Genomic DNA, 2686 nt, shown 5'->3' with positions numbered 1-2686 from the left:
CCCCTCGGCCCTCACCTCGGTGCCGGCCTTCCTCGGAGGGCTCCGAGACGCGATACTCGGGGTCGTGCTGGGGTGGAAGCAGATGCTCACCCTGAACCCGCCGCTGGGGGAGTATCAGGCGGTCCTCATCCCGTTCCTCGTGGTGATGCTCTTCGGCGCCTTCTTCGCCACGCTGCTCGTGCTCGAGCGGGGCCGTCGCGCGACGATCGCGGTGCCCGTGGTGGCCGCGATGAGTCTGTTCGGCATCGCGTTCGGGCTCAGCGCCACGTCGTCTGCCGTGACCGTGCTGGGAATCGCGCTTCCCGCGCCGCGCGAATGGGTCATCGGCGTCGCACTGATGTGGGTGGTCGGGCGCACGCGCCTGCAGAGAGCCCAGGCTCTGCGTGCGGTCGCCGCGGCCAACATCTCGCGCCGCGCGACGCCGGTCTGGCTGACCGTCCGTCGCCACCTGCTGTCGGCCGGCCTCGCGGTGGTCGCGCTCGTCGCCGGATTCGCGATCGCGCCGGCCGCCGCCGGATGGAGCGACCGTTCGGTGCTGCGCGACGAGGTCGAGCCCATGGTCGTCGTGCAGCAGCAGGCAAGCCCGCTCAGCTCCTACCGTTCATGGTTCGCAGGCGACCGACTCGGCGAGACGGTGCTGCAGGTCGACGGCGACGCGGGGGCGGTCGACCGCATCCGGCTCGTCACACTCGATTCCTACGACGGCGAGGACTTCCACATCGCGCCGGAAGACCGCTTCAGCCGTCTGCCCCGTACGGCTCTGCCCGGGCCGGAGCGGGTATCGCTCGACATCACGATCGGCGACGCCTACCGCGGCATCTGGGTACCGGCGCCTGCCGGGTTGGCCGAAGCGCCGCAGTTCGCGGGGGAGCGGGCCGACGATCTCGCCGACGGCTTCCATGTGAACGAGGGCGGCGACACCGCCATCACGGTCGCGGATGCTCCGGGCGGCGCGCAGGGACTCGTGCCGGGCGACAGCTATTCCGTGCTCGCCGACGTACCCGCCGACGGCATCGACCTCACCGCCGCGCAGGGCGGGAGCTCGAAGCTCGACACCGACCTGTACCCCGCACTCGCTGAGTGGGCCGAGATGCAGGAGCAGCCGCGCTCGGGTGCGGGCTACCTCGAAGTCATCGACCGCCTGCGGTCGCGTGGATACCTCAGCCATGCGCTGATCGACGATGCGTCCGCGGAGGCGTGGATCGCGTCGCTGAAGGAGACGGACGGCTACGCGTTCGCACCGAGCTACGCCGGGCACTCGGTCTCGCGCATCGAGGAGCTCTTCACCCAGCTCATCGAGCAGGAGCGCCGTGCCGGGTCCGATGCCCCTCCCGAGATGCTCGTCTCGGCGGTCGGCGACGACGAGCAGTTCTCCGTTGCGGCGGCGCTGCTCGCCCAGCACTTCGGTCTCGAATCGCGCGTCGTGATCGGCGCGCGGCTCCCCGGCGCCGCCGAGGTGCCCGGCATCCCGGCGTGCGCCGAGGTCTGCACCGGCGAGAACATGAGCGCCTGGGTCGAGGTCCGCGCCTCCGGTGGCGAGTGGATGCCGGTCGACACGACGCCCCAGTATGCGATGCTGCCGAGCTCGATCAAAGAGGGAGAGCAGCTCCCTGAGCACCCGACGGTGCCCGAGCAGCCGCGATCCGAGGCGCTCGACCCGCCGCAGGCGCAGAGCGATTCGAACGACGACGCTCAGCCTCTCGACGAGCCGCAGTCGGCAGTGCTGTCCGTGCTGCTGCCGATCCTGCGCGCAGTGGGACTCGGACTCCTCGCGGTGGCGCTCCTGCTGCTGCCCCTCATCGTGCTCCTGCTCGCGAAACGACAGCGCGCCCGCGCGCGGCGCACGGCTGACGACCCCGAGGTCCGCCTCGCCGGGGCGTGGGAGGAACTCGCCGACGTGTACGCCGACCACGACATCGCGATGGATGCCGGGGGCACGCGCTCGCAGCGTGCGCGATCGACCGACCGCGAGGCGGCGGCGAAGCTCGCGTCTCTCGTCGACCGGGGGGTCTTCTCGGAGCATCCGCCCACGGATGACGACGCGTCCGCCGCGTGGACGATCGTCGAGACCGAGCGGGCGGATCTGCTGCGTTCGGAGCGGCGGTGGCGACGGCTCGTCACCCGAGTGCGGCCCCGGTCGTTCATCGATCGGGTGCGACCGGCCCGCGGTGTCTCGTTCTTCGGGCTGCGCCCCGCGCTCGGTACGCTCGGAAGGACCGGATCGCTCGACGATCCGAAGAAGGGGATCTCATGACCGACTCTCCGGAGACCGGCCTCGTCACGATGCTCGCCATCGTCGGCGGACTCGGACTGCTCATCGGCATCGCCGTGTACGTCTGGTACGCCCTGGCGCTGTCGCGCCTGTTCCCGCGCATCGGCGGCGAGGGGTGGAAGGGCTGGGTCCCTGTCCTCAACGAATCCGAGATCCTCGCACGCGGGGGAGTGCCCGCGTGGTCGGTGGTGTTCTACTTCATCCCGATCGTGCAGCTGTACGGCCTCTACCTCAAGATCGTCGCGACCCATCGCATCAACAAGCGCTTCGGACGCGGTGCCGGGATGACCGCGCTCGCGATCCTTCTGCCTCCGGTATGGGCGACCGTGCTCGCCTGGGGTGCTGCTCCCTACCCCGAGGGCGAGCGACTGGCGGCTCTGCAGCCCGGCCCGCGCCGCACCACGCCGCCGTCCG

At 71.0% G+C, this 2686-nt stretch carries 2 protein-coding genes; both read left to right on the top strand.

The genetic code is table 11. From position 1 onward, the window contains the following. Positions 1 to 2254: transglutaminase-like domain-containing protein (locus RTM68_RS18170; protein WP_312173686.1), on the top strand; the 2254-nt coding region annotated here is incomplete at its 5' end. Further along, positions 2251 to 2686, top strand: a 436-nt coding sequence (locus RTM68_RS18165; protein ID WP_312173684.1) for a DUF5684 domain-containing protein, incomplete at its 3' end; no start/stop codon positions are given. The genes RTM68_RS18170 and RTM68_RS18165, both read left to right, overlap by 4 nt.

This window comes from Microbacterium sp., assembly GCF_031988965.1.
In the GTDB taxonomy this organism is placed as follows: domain Bacteria; phylum Actinomycetota; class Actinomycetes; order Actinomycetales; family Microbacteriaceae; genus Microbacterium.
The sequence above is the reverse complement of the archived record's forward strand: the minus strand, read 5'-3'. Positions and strand labels throughout refer to the sequence as shown.